The 24,566-nt window shown below is 71.5% G+C and carries 23 protein-coding genes and 1 pseudogene; 20 read left to right on the top strand and 4 right to left on the bottom strand.

All coding sequences use genetic code 11. The features are described 5' to 3' along the window. Positions 1-8: 8 nt before the first annotated feature. Both V7E46_RS09415 and V7E46_RS09410 read right to left on the bottom strand, forming a co-directional pair. Positions 9-635: pseudogene (locus V7E46_RS09415) on the bottom strand (response regulator); the annotation flags it as partial. A 19-nt stretch (positions 636-654) separates the two neighbouring features. Next, positions 655-1,527: a RecB family exonuclease gene (locus tag V7E46_RS09410; RefSeq protein ID WP_333767986.1), complete on the bottom strand. Its 873-nt coding sequence runs from the start codon at positions 1,525-1,527 to the stop codon at positions 655-657. A gap of 127 nt (positions 1,528-1,654) precedes the next feature. Here V7E46_RS09410 and V7E46_RS09405 point away from each other — a divergent pair, with 127 nt between their 5' ends. The 3 genes from V7E46_RS09405 (at position 1,655) to V7E46_RS09395 (ending at position 4,857) form a co-directional block, all read left to right on the top strand. Beyond that, complete coding sequence (locus V7E46_RS09405; RefSeq protein ID WP_333767985.1) at positions 1,655-2,872, top strand: site-2 protease family protein; 1,218 nt, start codon at positions 1,655-1,657, stop codon at positions 2,870-2,872. Between the two features lie 155 nt (positions 2,873-3,027). Beyond that, complete coding sequence (locus V7E46_RS09400; RefSeq protein WP_329180510.1) at positions 3,028-3,936, top strand: tRNA (adenine-N1)-methyltransferase; 909 nt, start codon at positions 3,028-3,030, stop codon at positions 3,934-3,936. 339 nt (positions 3,937-4,275) lie between these two features. Next, entirely contained in the window at positions 4,276-4,857 is a 582-nt protein-coding gene (locus tag V7E46_RS09395) for a hypothetical protein (RefSeq protein WP_333767984.1), read from the top strand. A 37-nt stretch (positions 4,858-4,894) separates the two neighbouring features. Here V7E46_RS09395 and V7E46_RS09390 read toward each other — a convergent pair whose 3' ends face one another. After that, positions 4,895-5,185, bottom strand: coding sequence for a ferredoxin (locus V7E46_RS09390; RefSeq protein ID WP_329180514.1), 291 nt, complete (start codon positions 5,183-5,185; stop codon positions 4,895-4,897). A gap of 241 nt (positions 5,186-5,426) precedes the next feature. On the opposite strand from V7E46_RS09390, the gene arc reads away from it, so the two are divergent. The 5 genes from arc (at position 5,427) to prcA (ending at position 10,904) form a co-directional block, all read left to right on the top strand. Next, positions 5,427-7,193, top strand: a complete 1,767-nt coding sequence (gene arc / locus V7E46_RS09385; protein ID WP_329180516.1) for a proteasome ATPase — start codon at positions 5,427-5,429, stop codon at positions 7,191-7,193. Between the two features lie 93 nt (positions 7,194-7,286). After that, entirely contained in the window at positions 7,287-8,798 is a 1,512-nt protein-coding gene (dop, locus tag V7E46_RS09380; protein WP_333767983.1) for a depupylase/deamidase Dop, read from the top strand. Positions 8,799-8,920: 122 nt separating this feature from the next. After that, a complete protein-coding gene (locus V7E46_RS09375) occupies positions 8,921-9,139 on the top strand; it encodes a ubiquitin-like protein Pup (protein WP_329180520.1) in 219 nt (72 codons plus the stop codon). A 107-nt stretch (positions 9,140-9,246) separates the two neighbouring features. Then, complete coding sequence (prcB, locus tag V7E46_RS09370) at positions 9,247-10,092, top strand: proteasome subunit beta (protein ID WP_329180521.1); 846 nt, start codon at positions 9,247-9,249, stop codon at positions 10,090-10,092. Between the two features lie 65 nt (positions 10,093-10,157). Further along, entirely contained in the window at positions 10,158-10,904 is a 747-nt protein-coding gene (gene prcA / locus V7E46_RS09365; RefSeq protein ID WP_329180523.1) for a proteasome subunit alpha, read from the top strand. Positions 10,905-11,213: 309 nt separating this feature from the next. On the opposite strand, the gene V7E46_RS09360 is transcribed toward prcA, so the two are convergent. Beyond that, a complete protein-coding gene (locus V7E46_RS09360; RefSeq protein ID WP_333767982.1) occupies positions 11,214-12,209 on the bottom strand; it encodes a LacI family DNA-binding transcriptional regulator in 996 nt (331 codons plus the stop codon). 166 nt (positions 12,210-12,375) lie between these two features. Here V7E46_RS09360 and V7E46_RS09355 point away from each other — a divergent pair, with 166 nt between their 5' ends. The 12 genes from V7E46_RS09355 to V7E46_RS09300 all read left to right on the top strand — a co-directional run bounded on the left by V7E46_RS09355 (position 12,376) and on the right by V7E46_RS09300 (position 24,553). Then, positions 12,376-13,623: an MFS transporter gene (locus tag V7E46_RS09355; RefSeq protein ID WP_333767981.1), complete on the top strand. Its 1,248-nt coding sequence runs from the start codon at positions 12,376-12,378 to the stop codon at positions 13,621-13,623. Between the two features lie 9 nt (positions 13,624-13,632). Continuing rightward, positions 13,633-14,994 carry a Pup--protein ligase gene (pafA, locus tag V7E46_RS09350; protein WP_033178209.1) on the top strand — a complete coding sequence of 454 codons (1,362 nt, stop codon included), beginning with the start codon at positions 13,633-13,635 and terminating at the stop codon, positions 14,992-14,994. A 124-nt stretch (positions 14,995-15,118) separates the two neighbouring features. Next, complete coding sequence (locus tag V7E46_RS09345) at positions 15,119-16,135, top strand: FKBP-type peptidyl-prolyl cis-trans isomerase (RefSeq protein WP_333767980.1); 1,017 nt, start codon at positions 15,119-15,121, stop codon at positions 16,133-16,135. A 40-nt stretch (positions 16,136-16,175) separates the two neighbouring features. Next, the gene (locus V7E46_RS09340) at positions 16,176-16,547 is read left to right on the top strand and encodes an FKBP-type peptidyl-prolyl cis-trans isomerase (RefSeq protein WP_329180529.1); all 372 of its coding nucleotides are present in this window, start codon (positions 16,176-16,178) and stop codon (positions 16,545-16,547) included. Positions 16,548-16,714: 167 nt separating this feature from the next. Further along, positions 16,715-17,653: a helix-turn-helix transcriptional regulator gene (locus V7E46_RS09335; RefSeq protein ID WP_333767979.1), complete on the top strand. Its 939-nt coding sequence runs from the start codon at positions 16,715-16,717 to the stop codon at positions 17,651-17,653. 66 nt (positions 17,654-17,719) lie between these two features. Then, entirely contained in the window at positions 17,720-18,676 is a 957-nt protein-coding gene (locus tag V7E46_RS09330) for a helix-turn-helix transcriptional regulator (protein WP_333767978.1), read from the top strand. After that, the gene (locus V7E46_RS09325) at positions 18,666-18,932 is read left to right on the top strand and encodes a hypothetical protein (protein ID WP_443054099.1); all 267 of its coding nucleotides are present in this window, start codon (positions 18,666-18,668) and stop codon (positions 18,930-18,932) included. Before V7E46_RS09330 ends, V7E46_RS09325 begins: the two co-directional genes overlap by 11 nt. 11 nt (positions 18,933-18,943) lie before the next feature. Further along, positions 18,944-19,147 (top strand): hypothetical protein, encoded by a 204-nt coding sequence (locus tag V7E46_RS09320; protein ID WP_333767977.1) that lies wholly within the window; start codon positions 18,944-18,946, stop codon positions 19,145-19,147. Between the two features lie 226 nt (positions 19,148-19,373). Continuing rightward, positions 19,374-19,658, top strand: coding sequence for a Sec-independent protein translocase subunit TatA (gene tatA, locus V7E46_RS09315; RefSeq protein ID WP_329180538.1), 285 nt, complete (start codon positions 19,374-19,376; stop codon positions 19,656-19,658). Between the two features lie 101 nt (positions 19,659-19,759). Then, positions 19,760-20,683 (top strand): twin-arginine translocase subunit TatC, encoded by a 924-nt coding sequence (gene tatC, locus V7E46_RS09310; protein ID WP_333767976.1) that lies wholly within the window; start codon positions 19,760-19,762, stop codon positions 20,681-20,683. Between the two features lie 12 nt (positions 20,684-20,695). After that, positions 20,696-21,583 (top strand): diacylglycerol kinase, encoded by an 888-nt coding sequence (locus V7E46_RS09305; protein ID WP_333767975.1) that lies wholly within the window; start codon positions 20,696-20,698, stop codon positions 21,581-21,583. A gap of 144 nt (positions 21,584-21,727) precedes the next feature. Next, positions 21,728-24,553, top strand: a complete 2,826-nt coding sequence (locus tag V7E46_RS09300; protein ID WP_333767974.1) for a DEAD/DEAH box helicase — start codon at positions 21,728-21,730, stop codon at positions 24,551-24,553. Positions 24,554-24,566: the final 13 nt, after the last annotated feature.

The following is a 24,566-nucleotide window of genomic DNA, read 5'->3' as shown; positions in this document are numbered from 1 at the left end:
CACTCTCCCGCCGCCTGCACCCGGTCGCGCAGTCCCAGCTTGGTCAGGACGTGCCCGACATGGGTCTTGACGGTGGTCTCCGAGACGAACAGCTCGGCGGCGATCTCCGCGTTGGACAGCCCGCGGGCCACCAGCTTGAGCACCTCGACCTCGCGCTCGGTCAGTGCGTGCAGCGGCTGCGGCACCGACTCGTCGCCCGAGGGCAGCCGGCCCGCGTACTTGTCCAGCAGCCGCCGGGTGATGCTCGGCGCGAGCATCGCCTCGCCCGCGGCCACCACCCGGATCGCCTGCACCAGTTCGGCGGCCGGCGCGTCCTTGAGCAGGAATCCGCTGGCCCCGGCCCGCAGCGCCTCGATCACGTACTCGTCGAGGTCGAAGGTGGTCAGTACCAGGACCTTCGCGGGCCCCGCGCGGTCCGGCCCGGTGATCTGCCGGGTGGCCTCCACCCCGTCCATCCGGGGCATCCGGATGTCCATCAGCACCACATCGGGCTGCAGCGCCCGCACCTGGTCCAGCGCCTGCTGGCCGTCCCCGGCCTCACCGACCACCGCCAGGTCGGGCTCGGCCTCCAGGATCATCCGGAAACCGGTACGCAGCAGGGGCTGATCGTCCACCAGCAGCACGCGGATCGCCACGAATACTCCTCCGTCCTCGCTAGACCGGATCATTCTCGCCCACGAGGGGCGGGGCACCGGCCATCGCCGCCAGCGGGTAGGGCGGGGGAGTGCCGCCGAACTCGGGACAGACCGCCTGGTGGTCGCACCAGCCGCACAGCGGGGTGCGGCGCGGCCGCCAGTCCCCGCTGTCGGTGGCCGCCCTGATCGCCTCCCACAGGGCCAGCAGCTTGCGCTCGGTGCGCAGCAGATCGGCCTCCGAGGGGTCGTACGTCAGCACGTCCCCGCTGCCCAGATACACCAGTTGCAGCCGGCGCGGCACCACCCCGCGCAGCCGCCACAGCACCAGGGCGTAGAAGGACATCTGGAACATCGGCTCGTCGGCATACTGCGGGCGCGGGGCCTTGCCGGTCTTGTAGTCCACCACCCGCAGGTCGCCGGTGGCCGGCGCGACGTCCAGCCGGTCGACGTAGCCGCGCAGCGTCAGCCCGGACTCCAGCACCGTCTCGACGTACAGCTCGCGCTCGGCTGGCTCCAGCCGGGTCGGGTCCTCCAGGGTGAACCAGCGGTCCACCAGGGCGCGGGCGCTGTCCAGCCACGCGGCGAGCGCGGCCGGGTCCGCCGCGTCGAACAGCACCGACAGCTCGGGCCGCGCGGCCAGCAGCCGCTCCCACTCGCCGGGCACCAGATCCCTGGCCCGTTCGGCGGTGCGGTCGGCCGCCGGGGCGTCGAAGAGCCGTTCGAGAACGGCGTGCACCACGGTGCCGCGGGTGGCGGCCTGCGTCGGCTTCTCGGGCAGCCGGTCGATCACCCGCAGCCGGTACAGCAGCGGGCAGCGCATGAAGTCGGCCGCGCGCGACGGCGACAGCGATGTCGGCGGTCGCGGCGGAATGCTCTCGGTGCTGGTCCCCATGGGGGACGACCCTACGGCCTGCCACTGACACGCCGGTGCCCGCCGGGCGTAACGGCGCAATAGCATGGCAGCAGTGGCCTCGGCGCGCATGACCGGTGCCAGGCCCGGATCCGAACGAGGGGAAGCAGTGAGCGAGAGCGGTCGGCCGCCGTCCCGGAAGAGCGACGCCCCTGGCCAGAACGGCGACCCCGGCAAGTCTCCGCGAGGCCCCGGCGGCGGAATCCTCATGGGCCGCTTCTTCGGCGTGCCCATCTACGTGGCGCCCAGCTGGTTCCTGGTAGCGGCCCTGATCACCTGGGTCTTCGGCGACCAGCTGGACACCGTGCTGCCCGACCTCGGCGGGGTCCGCTACCTGGTCTCGCTGTTCTTCGCGGTGGCCTTCTACGGCTCGGTGCTGGTCCACGAGCTGGCGCACACCGTGGCGGCGCTGCGGTTCAAGCTGCCGGTGCGGCGGATCCAGCTGCAGTTCTTCGGCGGTGTCTCGGAGATCGAGAAGGACTCCGACACCCCGGGCAGGGAATTCATCCTGGCCTTCGTCGGACCGCTGCTGTCGCTGGTGCTCGCCGGGGTCTTCTTCGGCGGGATGCAGCTGGTCGAGTCCGGGACGGTGCCGGGGGTGCTGCTCGCCGGTCTGATGATCAGCAATCTGATCGTTGCGATCTTCAACTTCCTGCCCGGTCTGCCGCTGGACGGCGGCCGGATGCTGCGGGCGGTGGTCTGGAAGATCAGCGGCAAGGCGATGACCGGCACGGTGGCCGCCGCCTGGGTCGGCCGCGGGCTCGCCCTCGCGGTGCTCATCGGGCTGCCGATGCTCTCCTACGCCCGCGGCGGCGACGGCGGCAGCGGCTTCGACTCGCTCACCGACGCGCTGCTCGCCGCCATCCTGGCGGCCATCATCTGGACCGGCGCGGGCAACAGCCTGCGGATGGCCCGGCTGCGCGAGCGGCTGCCGGAGCTGAAGGCCCGCACCCTGACCCGCAGGGCGGTCCCGGTCTCCTCCGACACCCCCCTGTCCGAGGCGCTGCGCCGGGCCCACGAGTCCGGCGCCAGGGCGCTGGTCGTGGTCGACGGCCGCGGCGACCCCACGGCGCTGGTGCGCGAGTCCTCGATCGTCACCATCCCCGAGCACCGCCGCCCCTGGGTCGCGGTCAGCGGCCTCGCCCAGGACCTCACCCCCGGCATGCGGGTCTCCGCGGAACTGGCGGGCGAAGCCCTGCTCGACGTCCTGCGGGCGACACCGTCCACCGAATACCTGGTGGTCGAGCCCGGCGGCGAGATCTTCGGCGTGCTGGCCACCTCGGACGTGGAGAAGGCCTTCATCGCGGCGATGTCGCGCCCGTCCTGAGCGGCGGCGGTCCGGCCCCCTGCTGGGGCCGGTGTCCGGTCGCCTGAGCGCCGCCGTCCGGCCGACTGCCGAGGTCCCACCCGGCCGCCTGGCGCGCCCCGCACGGGGGGACGCGCCGGTCAGGGGCGGCGGAAAAGCCCGATAAGGTGATCCCCATGTCCGAACCGACCGGTGCCGCCCGCCGACGCGGGCCCTTCAGAGTCGGGGACCAGGTCCAGCTCACCGACCCCAAGGGACGCCACTACACCTTCACGCTCGAAGCCGGGAAGCAGTTCCACACCCACAAGGGTGCCTTCCCGCACGACGAGCTGATCGGTGCTCCCGAGGGCAGCGTGGTCCGAACCACGGGAAACGTCGCCTATCTCGCGCTGCGCCCGCTGCTCCCCGACTACGTCCTGTCCATGCCCCGCGGGGCCGCCGTGGTCTACCCCAAGGACGCGGGGCAGATCCTGGCGATGGCCGACATCTTCGCCGGCGCCCGCGTGGTCGAGGCCGGCGTGGGGTCGGGGTCGCTGAGCAGCTTCCTGCTGCGGGCGATCGGCGACCACGGGATGCTGCACAGCTACGAGCGCCGCGCGGACTTCGCCGAGATCGCCACCCAGAACGTGGAGCGCTACTTCGGCGGCCCGCACCCGGCCTGGCAGCTCACCGTCGGTGACCTCCAGGACCACCTGTCGGACACCGACGTGGACCGCGTCATCCTCGACATGCTGGCCCCCTGGGAGTGCCTGGAGCCGGTCTCCAAGGCCTTGGTGCCCGGCGGCATCCTGTGCGCCTACGTGGCCACCACGACGCAGCTGGCGCGTACCGTCGAGGCGATCAGGGAGCACGGCAGCTTCAACGAGCCGGCCGCCTGGGAGACCATGGTCCGCACCTGGCACGTCGAGGGCCTGGCGGTCCGGCCCGATCACCGGATGATCGGCCACACCGGCTTCCTGCTGACCGCCCGCCGGCTCGCCGACGGCGTCGAACCGCCGCTGCGCCGCCGCCGGCCCGCGAAGGGCGCCTACGGCGAGGACTACACCGGGCCCGGCAGCGCGAGCGGCTCCGCCGCCGACCGCTGAGCCCGCTTCCGCGGTAGGCAGTTTCGGCCAACTTCGCCGCGGGGGGGGGGGGGGGGGGGGGGGGGGGGGGGGGGGGGGGGGGGGGGGGGGGGGGGGGGGGGGGGGGGGNGGGGGGGTTGGGGGGCCGGGGGGGGGGGGGGGGGGGGGTGGGGGGCCCCCCCCCCCCCCCCCGGGGCGGCTTTTCACGCCCTGTCAAAGCGGTACATATGCCGCAAGGATGGCGAGGAAAGCGCTCCGCGGAGGATCACCCGCGTCACCGCGGCCCCCGGCGTTCCGCTCCGGTGTGACGTATGGCACCATGCTGGCCACCCCCGCCGAACGACCCCAGGAGACAGGCGAGTGCAGCCGTCCGCAGGCCAGGACCTTCCGCACACCCGCAGCCGCGGCGTCCACTGGATCAGTACGGCCGCCGCTCTCGGCGCCGTAGTGGCCGCGATAGCCCTGGTCCAGCCCGCCGACGCCTCGCCCGGCAAGTCCGCCGCCGACCGCAGACCGCCCGCCACGCCGGTCGCCGCCCCCGACCCTGCCGCCGCCAGCTACCCGCTGACCTGCGCGAACGGGGCGAAAACCGATGTGATCAGCAAGGTCTCGGGCGACCTCGACGGCGACGGCCGCCCCGAGACCGCCGTGGTGGTGCGCTGCCACTCCGAGACCGGCACCCCGCCCAGCGGCGTCTACGTCCTGTCCGCGCCCGAGGCCGCGGGCGGCGCCCCGCGGATCGCCGTGACGCTGGTCAATCCCCAGGACAACCGGCAGATCAGCGACTTCCGGCTGGAGGGCCGCACGGTCAGGGCCACCGTGCTGGGCTTCTCCTCGGACAGCGTCCCGCAGTGCTGCCCCGATATGAGCCGCGGCTACTCCTGGGAATGGCGCGACGGCCGCTACGTGGCCCTTCCGGGCCCCGCCGCCAACACCGTCTGACCGGCCGGGCGGGCGCCGCCGCGCCTGCTCACTCCGCTCACTCCGCGTCGGGGCCGTAGACCTCGACGCGGTCCGCGCTCCGGCGCACATGGATGCAGTCGCCCGGGCACTCCTTGGCCGAGTCCACCACATCCCGCAGCAGAGCCACCGGTACCGGTACGGTCGCGCCGGGGGCCTGCAGCAGCTCGTCGCCCTCGCCCTTCACATAGGCGAGACCGTCGATGTCCAGCTCGAACACCTCCGGCGCGTACTGCACGCAGATACCGTCGCCCGTGCACAGGTCCTGATCGATCCAGACCTCAAGTCCTTCGGCCGTCTCGTTGCTCACGGAAACTCATCCCTGCCGTTGGTCGTTCGGGAAGCAACCGCCCTGTCCGGCTGTTGACCGAATCGACGATACAACCGGCGGCTTTCCGGGCGCGCTCGGTGGGTATCCCAGTGGCGGAGGGACGTACGCAAGGGTGAAGATCGGACACACCGCGATCGTCTTTGTGATCTAGGGGTTTCAACCCCCACCGGCCCAGGTAGGGTCTGGAAACGTCCAGCTCCCCTTGGAGGAGGTGAGGACCGTGGCGGCCCACGACGACGACATCAACCGTGGCGGCCGACCCGCTCGTGGTTCGGAAGACCCCATGAGCCAGGTCGCCTTTCTTGAGCAGGAGATCGCCGTCCTGCGACGCAAGCTCGCCGACTCTCCGCGTCACACGAGGATTCTCGAAGAGCGGATCGTCGAACTGCAGACCAATCTGTCCGGCGTGTCCGCGCAGAACGAACGGCTGGCCAGCACACTCCGCGAGGCCCGCGACCAGATAGTGGCCCTCAAGGAGGAGGTCGACCGGCTCGCGCAGCCACCGGCGGGCTTCGGCGTCTTCCTGCAGGCCAACGAGGACGGCACGGCCGACATCTTCACCGGCGGGCGCAAGCTCAGGGTGAACGTCAGCCCTTCGGTCGACCTCGGCGAGCTCAGGCGCGGACAGGAGCTGATGCTCAACGAAGCGCTCAACGTGGTCGAGGCGATGGCCTTCGAGAGGGTCGGCGACATCGTCACCCTCAAGGAGATCCTGGAGGACGGCGAGCGCGCCCTGGTGATCGGGCACACCGACGAGGAGCGGGTGGTACGCCTGGCGGAACCGCTGCTCGACGGCAGCCTGCGCACCGGCGACGCCCTGCTGCTCGAACCCCGCTCCGGCTACGTCTACGAACGGGTGCCGAAGAGCGAGGTCGAGGAGCTGGTCCTCGAGGAGGTCCCCGACATCGACTACCGCCAGATCGGCGGCCTGGGCAATCAGATCGAGCAGATCCGCGACGCCGTGGAGCTGCCCTATCTGCACGCCGACCTGTTCAAGGAGTACGAACTGCGTCCGCCGAAGGGTGTGCTGCTCTACGGCCCGCCCGGATGCGGCAAGACGCTCATCGCCAAGGCGGTCGCCAACTCGCTGGCCAAGAAGGTCGCCGAGGTCACCGGGCAGCCGCAGGGCAAGAGCTACTTCCTGAACATCAAGGGCCCCGAGCTGCTGAACAAGTACGTCGGCGAGACCGAGCGGCAGATCCGCCTGGTCTTCCAGCGTGCGCGGGAGAAGGCGAGCGAGGGCACCCCCGTCATCGTCTTCTTCGACGAGATGGAATCGCTCTTCCGCACCCGCGGCAGCGGCGTCAGCTCGGACGTGGAGAACACCATCGTCCCGCAGCTGCTCGCCGAGATCGACGGTGTGGAAGGCCTGGAGAACGTCATCGTGATCGGCGCCTCCAACCGCGAGGACATGATCGACCCGGCGATCCTGCGGCCCGGCCGGCTGGACGTCAAGATCAAGATCGAGCGTCCCGACGCCGAGGCGGCCAAGGACATCTTCTCGAAGTACCTGGTCGCCACCCTCCCGCTGCACGGCGAGGACCTCGCCGAGCACGGCGGGTCGAAGGCGGCCACCGTGGACGCCATGATCCAGTCCGTGGTCGAGCGGATGTACTCCGAGACCGAGGAGAACCGCTTCCTCGAGGTCACCTACGCCAACGGTGACAAGGAGGTCCTGTACTTCAAGGACTTCAACTCAGGAGCGATGATCCAGAACATCGTGGACCGGGCCAAGAAAATGGCGATCAAGGCCTTCCTGGACCACGACCAGCGCGGCATGCGCGTCTCCCACCTGCTCGCGGCATGTGTCGACGAGTTCAAGGAGAACGAGGACCTGCCCAACACCACCAACCCCGACGACTGGGCCCGTATCTCCGGAAAGAAGGGCGAGCGGATCGTCTTCATCCGCACCCTGGTGACCGGAAAGCAGGGTGCCGACACGGGACGCTCCATCGACACGGTGGCAAACACCGGACAGTATCTGTAAGCACTACCCTCCGGCTGCGGGTCCCGACAGCGGGTACCCGCAGCCGGTGTGTTTTCCGGCCCGCACGGGCCGGAGCCGGGCAAGGAGGGCCGCATGACCGTACGGCGAGTAATGGGCATCGAGACGGAGTACGGGATCTCCGTCCCCGGCCACCCGAACGCCAATGCCATGCTCACCTCGTCCCAGATCGTCAACGCCTACGCGGCGGCGATGCACCGGGCGCGCCGAGCCCGCTGGGACTTCGAGGAGGAGAACCCGCTGCGGGACGCCCGCGGCTTCGATCTCGCACGGGACACGGCGGACTCCACCCAGCTCACCGACGAGGACATCGGCCTGGCCAATGTGATCCTCACCAACGGCGCCCGGCTCTACGTGGACCACGCCCACCCCGAATACTCCTCGCCGGAGATCACCAATCCGCGGGACGCGGTGCTGTGGGACAAGGCCGGCGAGCGGATCATGGCCGAAGCGGCGCTGCGCGCCGCACAGCTGCCCGGCGCCCAGCCGATCCACCTGTACAAGAACAACACCGACAACAAGGGCGCCTCCTACGGCACCCACGAGAACTACCTGATGAAGCGCGAGACGCCGTTCTCCGACATCGTCAGGCACCTCACGCCGTTCTTCGTCTCCCGGCAGGTGGTCACCGGCGCCGGCCGGGTCGGCATCGGCCAGGACGGCCGCGAGCACGGCTTCCAGCTCAGCCAGCGCGCGGACTACTTCGAGGTCGAGGTCGGCCTGGAGACCACCCTCAAGCGCCCCATCATCAACACCCGCGACGAGCCGCACTCCGACGCCGAGAAGTACCGCCGGCTGCATGTGATCATCGGCGACGCCAACCTCTCGGAGATCTCCACCTACCTCAAGCTCGGCACCACCGCCCTGGTGCTGTCGATGATCGAGGACGGCTTCATCAAGGTGGACCTGGCCGTGGACCAGCCGGTCCGCACCCTGCACGACGTCTCACACGACCCCGGCCTGCGACGGCTGGTCACCCTGCGTAACGGACGCACTCTGACGGCGGTACAGCTCCAGATGGAGTATTTCGAGCTGGCCCGCAAATACACCGAGGAGCGCTACGGCTCCGACGCGGACCCGCAGACCAAGGACGTGCTGGTCCGCTGGGAGGACGTGCTCAACCGGCTGGAGAGCGACCCGATGAGCCTGTCGGGCGAATTGGACTGGGTCGCCAAGCTGGAGGTCCTGGAGGGCTACCGGCGCCGCGACAATCTGGGCTGGGACGCGGCCAGGCTCCAGCTGGTCGACCTGCAGTACGCCGATGTGCGGCCCGACAAGGGGCTCTACAACCGCCTGGTGGCCCGGGGCCGCATCCAGCGGCTGCTGGACGAGCCGGAGACCGTCAGGGCCGCCACCAAGCCCCCTGAGGACACCAGGGCGTACTTCCGCGGCCGCTGTCTGGAGCAGTACGCGGACGACGTCGCCGCCGCCTCCTGGGACTCGGTGATCTTCGACCTGCCGGGCCGCGACTCACTGCAACGGGTGCCCACCCTCGAACCGCTGCGCGGCACCCGCAACCACGTCAAGGAGCTGCTGGACCGCTGCCGTACGGCCGAGGACCTGGTTCGCATCCTGTCCGGCGGCTGAAACGGGTCAGAACCGGGAATCAACGGGGTAGCACTCGGACGTTCACGTATTCGAGAGCCGGGGACGGGCCCTGCTTGTAGGGTCTGATCTTGCAGGACACGCAACCGAGCGGGGTGAGGGACATGGCAACCAAGGACACCGACGGCGGACAGCAGAAGGCGACGCGTTCCACGGACGAGGCCGAGGAGGTCCAGCAGGACGCCCAGACCTCAGACGACCTCAAGGAACGCCACGAGAAGCTCTCGGACGACGTGGACTCCGTCCTCGACGAGATCGACGACGTCCTGGAAGAGAACGCCGAGGACTTCGTCAGGTCCTTCGTCCAGAAGGGCGGCCAGTAGCCGCTCTCACCCCGCCCCGCGGCCGTTCTCCGGTCCGCGGGGCGGATGGATTTCCGGACCGGCGGGTAGGGTCCGTTACGACCTCAAGATCGTGTGGAAGGAATCGCGTGGAAGCCAACTCTCGCAGCACCGGGCGTCTGCCGGCCGCCTTCCTGACGCCCGGCTCGTCGTCGTTCCTCGACTTCCTCGGCGAGCACTCGCCAGGCCTGCTGCCGGGCAACCGGACGCTGCCGCCGCTCAAGGGCGCCGTCGAACTGCCGCACGGGACCACGATCGTGTCCGCGACCTTCGACGGCGGCGTCATCCTGGCCGGCGACCGGCGCGCCACGATGGGCAACGTCATCGCACAGCGCGACATGGAGAAGGTCTTCCCCGCCGACGAATACTCCGCGGTCGGCATCGCCGGCACCGCGGGCCTGGCCGTCGAGATGGTCAAGCTGTTCCAGCTGGAGCTGGAGCACTACGAGAAGATCGAGGGCGCCACCCTGTCCCTGGAGGGCAAGGCGAACCGGCTGTCCACGATGATCCGGGGCAACCTCGGCATGGCCCTGCAGGGCCTCGCCGTCGTCCCGATCTTCGCCGGCTACGACACCGACCGCGAGAAGGGCCGGATCTTCTCCTACGACGTGACCGGCGGTCGCAGCGAGGAAACCGGCTTCGCCGCCACCGGCTCCGGCTCCGTCTACGCCCGCAGCGCCCTGAAGAAGCTCTACCGCAAGGACCTGACGGAAAGGCAGCTGGCCACCGCCGTCATCCAGGCCCTCTACGACGCGGCGGACGAGGACTCGGCCACCGGCGGCCCCGACCTGGCCCGGCGGGTCTTCCCGCTCATCACCGTGATGACGGAGGACGGCTTCCGCCGGCTGCCGGACGCCGAGGTCTCCGAGATCGCCCGCGAGGTGATCGACGCCCGTCTCGAGCGTCCCGACGGGCCGCAGGCCCAGGTGCTGTGACCGACGGTCAGCCGACCCACCTCCGCACTGTCCCAGCGCCGACTGCAGAAAGGCACGGTTAGCCGGTGTCCACGCCCTTTTATGTCTCACCCCAGCAGGCCATGGCGGACCGCGCCGAATACGCCCGCAAGGGCATCGCGCGTGGCCGCAGCGTCGTCGTGCTCCAGTACACCGACGGCATCGTCTTCGTCGCCGAGAACCCGTCCCGCGCGCTGCACAAGGTCAGCGAGATCTACGACCGGATCGCCTTCGCGGCGGTCGGCAAGTACAACGAGTTCGAGAACCTGCGGATCGGCGGGGTGCGCTACGCCGACCTGCGCGGATACACCTACGACCGCGACGATGTGACGGCCCGCGGGCTCGCCAACGTCTACGCGCAGACGCTGGGCACGATCTTCTCCAGCGTCGGCGAGAAGCCGTACGAGGTGGAGCTGATCGTCGCCGAGGTGGGCTCGGCCCCCGAGGACGACCAGATCTACCGGCTGCCGCACGACGGCTCCATCGTGGACGAGCACGGAGCGGTCGCCGTCGGCGGCAATTCCGACCAGATCGGCAGCTACCTCGACCAGCGGCACCGGGACGGCATGACGCTGGCGGAGGCGCTGGCGCTGGCGGTGGAGTCGCTCGGCCGGGACAACAACGGCAGTGACCGTCAGCTGACGGCCGAGCAGCTGGAGGTCGCGGTCCTGGACCGCACGAGGCCGCAGCAGCGGAAGTTCAAGCGGATCCTGGGCAGGCAGCTCGCGCGGCTGCTCGACGCGGAGAGCGCGGCGACGACCAAGACCGACGAGCCCTCGGACGAGGAGGAGTAACTTCCCCCCGGGTGCCCCCGCCCCTGCGGCCCGCGCCCTGTCCCGGCACCCCTGAGCGATTGCCACGTCCGGTGGCGTCGCTTCATTTCCCGCCGTTCTGGTTGCGCGCGCGGTTCCCCCACCCCTCTGGGCCTCCACCACAGAGGGCAAGCCCCCAGGGACGCGGGGAACCGCGCGCCCAGCCGGATCGCACCGCACGCGCGAAGGCCACCGCAAGGGGGCAGCCTTTGAAGGGCGGGGGGAACCGCGCGCCCGGCCACGACGGCGCGGCGGACACGCACGTAGCGCACGCGCAAGGCCACGGACAGTTCACGGCGGCGGAGCCGTGGACGCACGGGCCAGAAGCGTGAGCGGCAGCTCGACCGCCGGCGCGGGCCGCCCCGCAAGAAGGTCGAGCAGCGCCCCCATCCCCCGCTCCCCGATGGCTTCGGCGGGCAGCCGAACCGTCGTCAGCTCAGGATCGAGCGCCGACGCCAGCGACAGATCGTCGAACCCGGAGACGGACACGTCATCCGGCACCCGCAGGCCCAGCGCCCGAGCGCCCTTGCACGCCCCGGCGGCGATGATGTCGCCGTCGCACAGCAGTGCGGTCGGCCGCGGCCCAGGCGCGCTCAGGGCGCGCACCGCCGCGTCCCTGGCCGTGGCCACGTCGAGCCCGGACCGCTGCCGAGCCGCGGGCGGCAGCCCGGCCGCGGCCAGCTCGGTGTCGACCACCTCGGTGCGGACCCGGAAGGTCCACGTGTCCACATCCGCCGCGATGTGCGCGATGCGCCGGTGCCCGAGGCCCAGCAGGTGCCGGGCGATCTGGCGCATGCCGTCCGCGACGGCGAGGTTGACCGTGGGCGGCCCGCCGGGCACGTCGGGGTCGCTGTCGAGCATCACCAGCGGCAGCCCGCCGTCGCCGATGCCGGAGAGCGCGTCGGCCGCCATGGACGAGGCGATGACGCCGTCGATCGCGGCCCGCGCCGAGCCGAAGGGGTCGCGGGCCGGTCCGACGCCGGCCGGCGAGGGGTAGAGCACGACCCCGAAGCCGTGCTCGTCGGCGACCCGGGCGGCGCCGGTGTAGACCCGGGCGAAGTATTCGTGGGTGAGCGCGGGGACGACGAGCAGCGCCGTCCTGGTCGCGCCGAGCCGCAGGCTGCGCGCGGCCAGGTTCGGCCGGTAGCCGAGGTCGCCGGCCGCCGCGCGCACCGTCTGCGCGGTCCGCTCGGAGACCCGCCCGTGCCACTTCCCGCCGAGCACCAGCGACACCGTCGCCTGCGACACCCCGGCGGCGCGTGCGACGTCCCGCGAGGTGGGCCGCACGCCGGGCGCCCCCCGGCGTGCGGACGGCGGGCCCGTGTCGGCGTCGTGCACCCTGTGCCGCCTTCCAGCGCCGTCTTCCCATGCCCGCGGGTGGACCCCGCAGGCACCGCCATGGTACGTATTCGACCAGACGTTATACGTAACACCAACCGAGGGAAGGGGCGGCATGGCCACCGGTTATGCGGACCTGCTGCGAACGCCCCACGCCGCCCGGCTGCTGGGCGGCACCCTGCTGGGGCGGCTGCCCAACGCCATGGCCGCGCTCGCCATCGTGCTCTTCCTGCGCTCGCAGGGCGCGGGCTACGGGCTGGCCGGCGCGCTGTCCGCGGTCTACGGCTGCTCCGTCGCCGTCGGGCAGCCGCTGCTCGGCCGGGCGGTGGACCGGCGCGGCCAGCCGCGGGTGATGGCGGGCGCCGCCCTGCTGTCCGCGGCCGGCTTCGCGCTGCTCGCCGCCACGGGCCCCGGGCCGCTGCCGCTGGCGACCGCGGCGGTCGTCCTGGCCGGGATGGCCACCCCGCCCCTGGAGGGCGGGCTGCGGGCGCTGTGGCCCGACGTGCTGGGGGCCGAGGACCGGGTGCAGCGGGCGTACGCGCTGGACGCCGCCGCCCAGGAGGTGCTGTTCACGCTCGGCCCGCTGCTGGTGACGCTGATTGTCGCGACCGCCTCCCAGGCGGCGGCCGTGGTGGTCACCGGGCTGCTCGGGGTGGCCGGCACGCTCGTGGTGGTCACCGCGGCGCCCTCCCGCCGCTGGCGGGCCGAGGAGCGCGCGGCGCACTGGCTCGGCGCGCTGCGCTCGGTGGGCCTGGCCGTGCTGCTCGGCGCGTTCTTCTTCCTCGGCATCGCCCTGGGCGCGATCTCGCTGGCCGCCGTGGCGTACGGCGACGCGCACGGCGGCGGACCGGTGGCCGCGTACGTCCTGGCCGCCAACGGGGTGGGCGCGCTGGCCGGCGGCCTGGCCTACGGCGCCAGGTCCTGGCCGGGCGCGCCGGAGCGGCGGTTGCGGGCGCTGAGCGTGGCGCTCGCGGTCTGCTACCCGCCGCTGATGCTGGTCCCCGGCGTGCCCTGGATGCTGCCGCTCGCCGCCCTGTCGGGGCTCTTCCTGGCACCTGCCCTGGCCTGCGGCTTCCTGGTGGTCGACCGGAACGCCCCGGCCGGCACGGTGACCGAGGCCTTCTCCTGGGTGGTGACCTCCGTCGGCGTCGGCGCGGCCCTGGGCACCGCGGCCGCGGGAGTGGCCGCGCAGCACGGCGGAGCTGCCGCCGGATTCGGCGTGGCGGGCGGCGGCGCGGTCGTCGCCACGGCCGTACTGCTCGCGACCGGCCGATTCCTGACGCCGTCAAACCTCGAAACCCGGCAGGAAAAAGATCCAAACCGTGCCGTCGAACCCCGTTTCAGCTCCACGCATCAGGCGTAATGTTCAGACATGGACCGCCGCATTTTCGGGCTGGAGAACGAGTACGGCGTCACATGCACGTTCAGGGGACAGCGGCGTCTGTCCCCTGACGAGGTGGCGCGGTACCTCTTCCGCCGTGTCGTGTCATGGGGTCGGAGCAGCAATGTTTTCCTCCGCAATGGCGCCCGTCTCTATCTCGACGTCGGCTCGCACCCGGAGTACGCCACTCCGGAGTGCGACAACGTCACCGAACTGGTCACGCACGACAAGGCCGGTGAACGCATCCTCGAAGGCCTTCTGGTCGACGCGGAACGCCGGCTGCACGAAGAGGGCATCGCCGGGGATGTGTACCTGTTCAAGAACAACACCGACTCGGCCGGCAACTCCTACGGATGCCACGAGAATTACCTGGTCGCCAGGCACGGGGAATTCTCCCGGCTCGCCGACATCCTGATTCCCTTCCTCGTCACCCGGCAGCTGCTGTGCGGCGCGGGCAAGGTGCTGCAGACCCCGCGCGGAGCCGTCTTCTGCGTGAGCCAGCGCGCCGAGCACATCTGGGAGGGCGTCAGCTCGGCCACCACCCGCTCCCGGCCGATCATCAACACCAGGGACGAGCCGCACGCCGACGCCGAGCGCTACCGCAGGCTGCACGTCATCGTCGGCGACTCCAACATGTCCGAGACCACGATGCTGCTCAAGGTCGGCGCCACCGACCTGGTGCTGCGGATGATCGAGGCCGGCACCGTGATGCGCGACCTGACCCTGGAGAACCCGATCAGGGCGATCCGCGAGGTCAGCCACGACATCACAGGCCGCCGCAAGGTCCGGCTCGCCTCGGGCAGGGAGGCGTCCGCGCTGGACATCCAGCAGGAGTACTACTCCAAGGCCGTCGAATTCTGCGAGCGCCGCGGCATCCGCAGCGGCGTCATCGAGCAGGTGCTCGAACTGTGGGGCCGCACCCTGGAGTCGATCGGCAGCGGCGACCTGTCCAGGATCGGCACCGAGATCGACTGGGTGATGAAGTACCAGCTCATCGAGCGCTACCGGAACCGCGACAACATCACCATGTCGCACCCCCGGGTCGCCCAGATAGACCTCGCCTACCACGACATCCACCGCCGCCGCGGCCTGTACTACCTGCTGGAACGCAAGGGCCAGGCGGCCAGGATCTGCAACGACCTCAAGATCTTCGAGGCCAAGTCCGTGCCCCCGCAGACCACCAGGGCCCGGCTGCGCGGCGACTTCATCCGCCGTGCCCAGGAGCAGCGCCGGGACTTCACCGTCGACTGGGTGCACCTCAAGCTCAATGACCAGGCGCAGCGCACCGTGCTGTGCAAGGACCCCTTCCGATCGGTCGACGACCGGGTGGAGAAGCTGATCGCCGGGATGTAGCCCGGGCGTCACAGCGCACCCACAGGCCCCGTACGGAACTCGTACGGGGCCTGCGGCACGCCGTAGGGTGTGGGGCGGTATCAAGACACTCCGCCCCCACCTCCGACCCGAACCGAGGGAATCCGTGCGCCGACGCTCCGCATTGCTCGCCGTGCCCGCGCTCATGCTCACCGCCGCCGGATGCGGCAAGGACACCAAGAAGAGCGATTCAGCGGCCTCCAAATCGCCCACGGCCTCGGACTCGCCGAGCGCGTCCCCGAGCGCGTCCCCGAGCGCCACGCCCACCCCCAAGATCGTGGACGGCCCGGTCCCCGCGATCACCAAGGGCACCGCCTTCAACACCAAGCCGACCGTGGCCAAGGGCACCGGCAAGCCGTCCGCCGACCTCGCGGTCAAGACCGTGATCCCCGGCAAGGGCACAGCGGTCGCCTCGGGTGACTACGTTCAGGTGAATTACCTCGGCCAGGTGTGGGACACCGCCAAGCAGTTCGACACCTCCTTCGGCAAGCACCCCTACACCACCCAGATCGGTGTGCAGAAGGTCATCCCCGGCTGGGACCGGGGACTGATCGGCGCCAAGGCCGACAGCCGGATCGAGCTGGCCGTCCCGCCGGCCCTCGGCTACGGCACCTCGGGCAACCCGGACGCCGGCATCAAGGGCACCGACACACTGGTCTTCGTGGTCGACGTGCTCAAGGTCTACACCGGCAAGGAGTCCGCCAAGGGCACGGTCGTGCCGCAGACCGACGCGAGCCTGCCGAAGGTCGGCACCAACACCGACGGCAAGGCCCCGTCCATCACCCTGCCCAAGGGCAAGGCGCCCACCAAGCTGGTGTCCAACTACGTCCTGGAGGGCGACGGCGCCGTCGTCAAGGCCACCGACACCCTGCTGGTGCAGTACAAGGGCGTGCTGTGGGACGGGGGCAAGGAGTTCGACTCCAGCTACTCGCGCAACCAGCTCACCGACTTCCCGCTGTCCAGCGTCATCCCCGGCTGGACGCAGGGCCTGACCGGCAAGAAGGTCGGCAGCCGCGTGATGCTGGTGACCCCGCCCGCCCTGGCCTACAAGGACCAGGCCAACGGACCCGTCCCGGCCAACGCCACGCTGGTCTTCTCGGTGGACATCATCGCGACTCTGTAAGACTGTCCCGGTTGCACGCAACCGCACAAGGAGCATCGAAGTGAGCATCGAGAAGCCCGAGATCGACTTCCCGGGCGGCGAGCCGCCGGCCGACCTGGAGATCAAGGACATCTGGGAGGGCGACGGGCCGGTCGCCAAGGCCGGGGACACCGTCTCCGTCCACTACGTCGGCGTGGCCTTCTCCTCAGGCGAGGAGTTCGACGCGAGCTGGAACCGCGGCGCGCCGCTGCAGTTCCAGCTGGGCATCGGCCAGGTCATCGCCGGCTGGGACCAGGGTGTGCAGGGCATGAAGGTCGGCGGGCGCCGCCAGCTGACCATCCCGGCCCGCCTCGCCTACGGCGACCGCGGCGCCGGCGCCTCCATCAAGCCGGGCGAGACGCTGATCTTCGTCTGCGACCTGGTCGCCGTCTGACCGTTCCCGGCCGCCGCCGGGCGTCCGGGAACGGCGGCGCGCCCGTCGGCCCGCGCACCCGGTGAGCCGCAGGGGAGCCCCGGCCTCGCGGCCGGGGCTCCTCGGCTTTTGTGCTGGCAGCCGGGAGCGGTACGGTCAGCGATCAGGGCCGAAACGAAGGGTGCGGGATGGCGATTGCCAAGGCTGAGCGGCTGATGAACTTGGCGCTGTGCCTGATGAACACCCGGCGTCCGGTGAGCAAGCGCGAGCTGCGCGCGTCCATCGAGGCCTACCACGAGGTCACCTCGGACGACTCCTTCAACCGGATGTTCGAGCGGGACAAGGACGACCTGCGCGAGCTGGGCCTGGTCATCGACACCGTGGAGAATCTGGACGGCGAGTTCGGCTATCTCGCCCGCCGCGACCGCAACCGGCTGCCCGACATCGCGCTGGACCCCGAGGAGGCCGCCGCCCTCGCGCTGGCCGCGAAGGTCTGGCAGCAGGCCAGGCTCGCCGAGGCGGCCAGCGGCGCGCTGCAGAAGCTGCGGGCGGCCGGGGTGCCGTACGAGGACACCCACAGCGCGCTGGAGCCGCGGATCCCCACCCCCGAGCCGGCCTTCGAGGCGCTGATGCTCGCCACCCGCGAGCGGCGGGTCGTGACCTTCGACTACCGCAAGGCCAACGCGGTGCGCCCCGAGCCGCGGCAGGTCGAGCCGTGGGCGCTGGAGTGCTGGCGCGGCCACTGGTATCTGGCCGGCCACGACCGGGACCGCGGCGCCGTCCGGGTCTTCCGGCTGTCCCGGATCAGCGGGAAGGTCAAGGCGCGCGGCGCCTTCACCGTCGAGGTGCCGGCGCATGTGGACGTACGGGAGACCGTCGCGCGCTGGGCCGGCGAGGGCGCTACCACCACCGCCACGATCCGGCTGCGCCGCGACAGCGGCTACCCGCTGCGGGCCAGGGCGGTGGACACCACCCCGGTCGACGCCGACTGGGACGAGCTGGAGGTGCCCTACGGGCACGGGCTCGACGCCTGGCTCGCCGAATTCGGCCCCGACGTCGTCGTGCTGGCACCCGACGAGCTGCGTACCGAGGTGCTGGAGCGGCTGCGCGCGGTGGCCAAGGGCTGAGCGGGTGGCGGCGATGAGCGGGGGAGCGGACCGTATGGGCGGGCAGGACGGCAGGCGGGACACCGGATGAGCAACGCGATCGACCAGACCCGCAGGATGCTGTCGCTGGTCACCTATCTGCGCGAGCGGCCCGGCGCCCGGGTCAGCGAGGTCGCGCGGGCCTTCGGGGTCACCGAGGCCGAGCTGATCGGCGACCTCAATGTGCTGCCGTTGTGCGGCACCAGCTTCCGCGGCGGCGACCTGCTGGACATCGACACCGACGGCGAGCGCATCTGGTGGCACAACCCGGGCACCGCCGACGACGTGGCCCAGCCGCTGCGGCTGGCCGCCGACGAGGCCACCGCGCTGCTGGTCGCCGCCCGCGCGGTGGCGAATCTGCCGGGGCTGCGGGACAGCGACCGGCAGGCGCTGCTGCGGGCCGGCGCCAAGCTGGAGGCCGCGGCGGGCGAGGCGGCCGGCGGCAGCGCGCAGCTGTCGGTGACCTTCGAGTCCGAGGGCAGTGTCTTCGCGACTGTGGACCGGGCGCTGACCGAGCGGCGCCGGCTGTGGATGCGCTACTACTCGCCGGCCCGCGACGCGCTGACCGAGCGCGAGGTGGACCCGATCCGGCTGTTCGCGGTCGGCCACACCTACGTCGAGGGCTGGTGCCGGCTCTCGGAGGACAGGCGGACCTTCCGGCTGGACCGGGTCGCCGAGATCCGGCTGCTCGACGAGCCGTCCGACCCGCCGCGCATCGAGCCGCGCGACCTGTCGCAGGGGCTGGTGCAGCCCGCTGGCGACGACCCCGAGGTGGTCATCGAGGTGGGTCCCGGCGGGCGCTGGGTCGCCGAGTACTATCCGCACGACAGTGCGGAGGAGCTGCCGGACGGGGGCCTGCGGATCACCCTGCGCACCCCCGACCCCGGCTCGCTGCGCCGGCTGGCGCTGCGGCTGGGCCGGGACGGCCGGATCGTGTCGCCCGCCGCGCTGGCCGGCGACGCGCGCGACGCGGCCGTACTCGCGATGGCCGGCTATGGGGAGTGAAGGACCGACGATGACGGCGACCTGTCCACCGCCCGCCGCGGGCCCGGCCGTCTTCCGGGCCGGCTGCCCGCACTGCAGGACCAGCTTCGAGCTGGGCGCGGACCATCTGCTGCTGGCCATCGGCGGCAGCGCGAAGACCACCTTCTACTCCTTCACCTGCCCCGAGTGCGGCACGGCGGTCCGCAAACCGGCCGGTGAGCGGATAGTGGAACTGCTCACCGTCGGCGGTGTCCGTACGATGCGGCTGCAGCGGTAGGCTGCCGGACCATGTGGTGGCTCTTTCTCAGCGTCGGCCTGGCGGCAGCGGGTCTGATGGTGCTCGCGGTCTTCACCGCCCGGGTCTTCGCCGCGGTGAGCGGACTGGCCGCCCAGGTGGCGGTCAGCACCGAGGCGCTGACCGTCGCGAGCGACCGGCTCCAGCGGGCCGCGGAACCCGTCGCGAAGCGGGCCGGCGAGATCACCCGCCGCTGAACCTGCCGCCCGACGGCAGGTGAAGGTAGGCTGACCCGGCGACCCGGCACTATCCCGAGCGGACCGCGGCGGGGCCGCAACCCGGTGGAATCCGGCGTATACACCGGCGTTCACCGGCGCACGCTACGATCACATGCGTAGGCGACGGCCGGAGACGTCCGACCACCGGTCGCCGCAGACGTACCGCACGGACCACGCCGCCCCCCGGTGAGAAGGTAGACCCATCATGCTCGGCAACCTCAAGCCCCTTGAGCTCGTCCTGATCCTTCTCGTCGTCATCCTGCTCTTCGGCGCCAAGAAGCTGCCCGACATGGCCAGGTCGCTCGGCAAGTCGGCCCGCATCCTCAAGAGCGAGGCCAAGGCGATGAAGAGCGACGACCCGACGCCCCCGGCCCAGCCCGGCACCGCCGCGCAGGAGCAGGCGCCGGCCCGTACGATCCAGGCCGCCCCCGGCGACACCGCGAGCGCCCGCCCGGTCACCGAGCAGGACCGCACCACGACCACCGGCTGACCGGCCGCCAGGTACCGGCGGCCCGCCGGTACCCGGGCCCCAGGTGAACGACCAGGCCGAGACACGCCGCCGACGGCTGCCCGCACGAGACGAGGACGTGGGTGCTCAAGACTGCCCGCAAGCAGGAGAAGGACCCCGAGGGGCGGATGCCGCTCGCGGACCACCTGCGTGAGCTGCGCAACCGGCTGTTCAAGTCGGTGCTGGCGATCATCGTCATCACCATCGTGGCAGCGTTCTTCTACAAGCACATCATCCACCTGCTCCAGCAGCGGATCCCCGATGACGTGCAGTGCCTCGACGGCAAGTCGGCGGCCGACAAGGACAGCCAGGCCTGCGCCCAGATGACGGTCAGCGGGCTGATGGGCGGCTTCTCGATCGCGCTCAAGGTCTCGCTGATGGCCGGTGTGGTCGGCGCGTCCCCGGTCTGGCTCTACCAGCTGTGGGGCTTCCTCGCTCCCGGCCTGCACAAGAACGAGAAGCGCTACACGCTGGGCTTCGTCGGCGCGGGCGTGCCGCTCTTCCTCGGCGGCGCGGTGCTGGCTTACGAGATCCTGCCGCAGACCGCCAAGATCATGATCGGCTTCGTGCCGGACGACACCACCAACCTGCTGCCGCTGGACGACTTCCTCGACCTCGTCGTCCGGATGATCATCGTCTTCGGGCTCGCCTTCGAGCTGCCCCTGGTGCTGGTCCTGCTGAATTTCACCGGCGTCGTCAGCGGCAAACGCATGCTCGGCTGGTGGCGCGGCATGGTCGTCGGCATCACGGTCTTCGCCGCCGTCGCCACACCCACCGGCGACCCGCTGACCATGTCGCTGCTGGCCGCGCCGATCGTGCTGCTGTACTTCATGGCGATGGGCGTCTGCTTCTTCAACGACTCCCGCAGGTCCCGCCGCCGCGCGGCCGACCCGGACTTCGGGCTCGACCCGGACCAGGCGTCGAGCCTGGACCACATTCCCGAGCAGGTCGACGCCGAGTCCTCCCTTGACGACGGGCGCGGCGACGACTACGACGACGCGACCTGACGCCGTACGCCCGTGACCAGCGACGTCACCCTTCTCGTCAACCCCACCTCCGGCCGCGGCCGAGGCGCGCGCGCCGCCGCGCCCGCCGCTGACGCCCTGCGCGCGGCAGGCCTCGCGGTCCGTACGGTCGTCGGCAGCGACGCCGCCGACGCGCTGGCGCAGGCGCACAAGGCCGTGGACGGCGGCACCGCCGCCCTGGTCGCGGTCGGCGGCGACGGAATGGTCTCGCTCGCCCTCCAGGCGGTCGCCGGCACCGGAACCCCCCTCGGCGTCGTCGCGGCCGGCACCGGCAACGACTTCGCCCGGGTCGCGGGACTGCCGGTCGGCGACCCCGCCGCCGCGGGCAGCACGATCGCCGCGGCGCTGCGGGACGGCCGCAGCCGGCGGCTCGACCTCGGCAGGACCGGCCACCGCTGGTTCGGCACCATCCTGGCCTCCGGCTTCGACTCCCGGGTCAACGACCGCGGCAACCGGATGCGCTGGCCCACCGGGCGCTTCCGCTACGACGTGGCGATGCTCGCCGAACTGGCCGCGCTGCGACCCATCCGCTACCGCGTGCAGTTCGACGACGCCCCCGAGCGCGAGCTGGACGCCACCTTGATAGCGGTCGGCAACGGCTCCTCCTACGGCGGCGGCATGCGGATGTGCGCCGACGCCGAGATGGACGACGGCCTCTTCGACATCTGCGTGGTCGGCCCGTGCTCCCGCCGCACCCTGCTGCGGGTCTTCCCGCTGGTCTACAGCGGCTCCCACCCGCGCCACCCGGTGGTCACCGTGCACCGCGCCGCCCGGGTGCGGCTGGCCGCCGAGGGCGTCACCGGATACGCCGACGGTGAGCGGGTCGGCCCGCTGCCGCTGCTGGCCGAGACCGTGCCCGGGGCGCTGCGGCTGCTGGTCTGAGCCGGGCGGTCTGAGCCGGGCCGCGCGCGCCGCCGGGTGGTGGGGCCGTGGGGCCGGGGGCCACGGGGGACCGCGGGCAAGAGTGCCCCGAAGAAAGAAAGATCACGCGGTGTGTCGGTGCTGCCGGGTAGGCTCATGAGCGAGATGACAGAAGACATGTCGCCAGCCGAGCGCTACGCCGCCAGCCGTCGCCGCGCCGCGGAGAACGCGACCGCACTCGCCCAGTTCCGCGAGCTGTACGAGTTCGGCCTTGATCCGTTCCAGATAGAGGCCTGCCAGGCGCTGGAGGCGGGCAGCGGTGTCCTGGTCGCCGCCCCGACCGGCTCGGGCAAGACCATCGTCGGCGAGTTCGCCGTCCACCTCGCCCTCGCCGAGGGCCGCAAATGCTTCTACACCACCCCCATCAAGGCCCTGTCGAACCAGAAGTACAACGACCTGGCCAAGCGGTACGGCGCCGAGAAGGTCGGCCTGCTGACCGGCGACAACAGCGTCAACGGCGACGCACCGGTGATCGTCATGACCACCGAAGTGCTGCGCAACATGCTCTACGCCGGCTCGCCCGCGCTCGACGGCCTCGGCTATGTCGTCATGGACGAGGTGCACTACCTGTCCGACCGCTTCCGGGGCGCGGTCTGGGAAGAGGTGATCATCCACCTCCCGCCGTCGGTCACCCTGGTCTCGCTGTCCGCGACCGTCTCCAACGCCGAGGAATTCGGCGACTGGCTGGACACCGTACGCGGCGACACCCAGGTGATCGTCTCCGAGCACCGCCCGGTCCCGCTGTGGCAGCACGTGCTGGCCGGCCGCCGGATGTACGACCTGTTCGAGGAGAAGGCCGCGGCGACCGGCAACCGCGGCCGCCGCGAGGTCAACGCCGACCTCGAACGGCTCGCCCGGATGGAGAACCAGCGCAGCTACCACCCGCGGGCCAAACGCGGCAAGGAAGCCGACCGCGAGCGGGAGCGCAGGGCCCGCAGCCGGGTCTGGACGCCCAGCCGCGCCGAGGTCATCGAACGGCTGGACTCCGAGGGCCTGCTGCCCGCCATCACCTTCATCTTCAGCCGGGCCGGCTGCGAGGCCGCTGTCCAGCAGTGCCTCCACGCCGGGCTGCGGCTCAACACCGACGAGGCACGCCTCCGGGTCCGCGCCATCGTCGAGGAGCGCACCCGCGCCATCCCCGACGAGGACCTGCACGTCCTCGGCTACTTCGAATGGCTGGAAGGCCTGGAGCGCGGTATCGCCGCCCACCACGCCGGGATGCTGCCGGCCTTCAAGGAGGTCGTCGAGGAGCTGTTCGTCAAGGGCCTGGTCAAGGCGGTCTTCGCCACCGAGACCCTGGCGCTCGGCATCAACATGCCGGCCCGCTCCGTCGTGCTGGAAAAGCTCGTCAAGTGGAACGGCGAGACCCACGCCGACATCACCCCCGGCGAATACACCCAGCTCACCGGCCGCGCCGGACGGCGCGGCATCGACGTCGAGGGCCACGCGGTGGTGCTGTGGCAGCGCGCCTTCGACCCGGGCGCCGTCGCGGGCCTGGCCGGCACCCGTACGTATCCGCTGCGCTCGTCCTTCAAGCCGTCGTACAACATGGCGGTCAACCTCGTCGGCCAGTTCGGGCGGCACCGCTCGCGCGAGCTGCTGGAGACGTCGTTCGCACAGTTCCAGGCCGACCGCTCGGTCGTCGGCATCTCCAAGCAGGTGCAGCGCAATGAGGAGGGCCTCGACGGCTACCAGCAGTCGATGACCTGCCACCTCGGCGACTTCGACGCGTACATGCGGCTGCGCAGGGAGCTGAAGGACCGCGAGGCCGACCTGTCACGGCAGGGTGCGGTGCAGCGCAGGGCCGCGGCCTCCGACGCGCTGGAGAAGCTCAGGCCCGGCGACATCATCCACGTCCCCGCGGGCAAGTACGCCGGCCTCGCACTGGTGCTCGAACCCGGGGTGCCGGCCGGCCGCACCGCGGGCCACCACCCTCGCGACGGCGAATACCACGACGGCCCCCGGCCCCTGGTGCTCACCGCGGAACGCCAGGTCAAGCGGCTCGCCCAGATCGACTTCCCGGTGCCGGTCGAGGCGCTTGACCGGATGCGCATCCCCAAGTCGTTCAACCCGCGCAGCCCGCAGTCCCGGCGCGACCTCGCCTCGGCGATGCGCACCAAGGCCGGCACCGCCGGCTGGGCCGCGCCCGCCAGGCACCGCAAGGAGCGGGCCGCGGCGGCCGACGACACCGAGGTCGCCCGGCTGCGGGCCGCCATCCGCACCCACCCCTGCCACGGCTGCGACGACCGCGAGGACCACGCCCGCTGGGCCGAGCGCTACCACCGGCTGCGCCGCGACACCCAGCAGCTGGAACGCCGTATCGAGGGCCGCACCAACACCATCGCCAGGACCTTCGACCGGGTCTGCGCCGTCCTCACCGAGCTGGACTACCTGGAGGGCGACCAGGTCACCCCCGAGGGCCGCAGGCTGGCCCGGCTCTACGGCGAGCTGGACCTGCTGGCCAGCGAGTGCCTGCGCGACGGGGTGTGGGACGGCCTCGGCCCCGCTGAACTGGCCGCCTGCGCCTCCGCTCTGGTCTACGAGTCCCGGCAGGCCGACGACGCGGCCACCCCGAAGCTGCCCAGCGGCAACGCACGGGCGGCGCTGGGCGAGATGGTACGGATCTGGGGCCGGCTCGACGCCCTGGAGGAGGACCACAAGATCAACCAGACCGAGGGCGTCGGCCAGCGCGAACCCGATCTGGGCTTCGCCTGGCCCGCCTACCGCTGGGCTTCGGGCCACGCGCTGGACGCGGTCCTCACCGACGCCGACATGCCGGCCGGCGACTTCGTGCGCTGGTGCAAGCAGCTCATCGACGTCCTCGGCCAGATCGGCAACGCGGCACCGGAGGCCAGCCCCGTCCGGCGCACTGCGCGCAAGGCCGTGGACGGTCTGCTGCGGGGCGTCGTGGCGTATTCGTCGGTGGGGTGACGCGGGTTGACGC

The sequence above is a fragment of the Streptomyces sp. IBSBF 2435 genome (genome assembly GCF_036815005.1).
Lineage (GTDB): Bacteria > Actinomycetota > Actinomycetes > Streptomycetales > Streptomycetaceae > Actinacidiphila.
The sequence above is the reverse complement of the archived record's forward strand: the minus strand, read 5'-3'. Positions and strand labels throughout refer to the sequence as shown.